The organism is Pseudomonas sp. EA_65y_Pfl1_P113, assembly GCF_963970525.1.
Lineage (GTDB): Bacteria > Pseudomonadota > Gammaproteobacteria > Pseudomonadales > Pseudomonadaceae > Aquipseudomonas > Aquipseudomonas tritici.
The window spans coordinates 1-603 of record NZ_CAXAQM010000243.1; the positions used below are offsets into that span (position 1 = coordinate 1).

Here is a 603-nt window from a genome sequence, read left to right on the forward strand (position 1 = left end):
GGATTCGGCGTGAGCACGCCGGTGGCAAGCCGATCAAGGAGATCGCGCGGGATCTGCGGTTGTCGCGCAAGGTAATCCGCAAGGCGATCAGGGCGCCGGAAGGCGCGTTCGATTATCATCGATCGGTGCAGCCGCTGCCTCGGATCGGACCGTTCCAGGAGCGGCTCGATACGCTGCTGGCCGAGAACGAGGCGCGGTCGCGGCGCGACCGGTTACGGATGACGCGAATCCACGATCTGCTGCTGCGCGAAGGCTTTGAGGGATCGTATGATGCGGTCCGGCGCTACGCCACGCGCTGGGCCGAGGCTCGGCGCAAAGACCCCGGCGTCGGCGTGGCGGCATTTATCCCGCTGCTGTTCAGGCAAGGCGAGGCGTACCAGTTCGACTGGAGCCACGAAGACGTGGAGATCGCGGGCAAGCCGATGCGCGTGAAGGTCGCCCACGTGCGGCTTTGCGCATCGCGGGCGGTCTATGTCCGGGCGTATCCGCGTGAGACGCAGGAGATGGTGTTTGACGCGCATGCGCGCGGCTTCGGCTTCTTCGGAGGGGTGCCGCTGCGCGGCATCTACGACAACATGAAGACCGCGGTGACGACGGTGTTCG

Annotated in this window: 1 protein-coding gene; it reads left to right on the forward strand. The window is 66.2% G+C overall.

Annotated features, from left to right (window positions below; translation table 11 throughout):
• Positions 1–2: 2 nt before the first annotated feature.
• The coding region (gene istA, locus AACY52_RS29375) for an IS21 family transposase (RefSeq protein ID WP_339561230.1) at positions 3–603 on the forward strand (601 nt) is incomplete at its 3' end.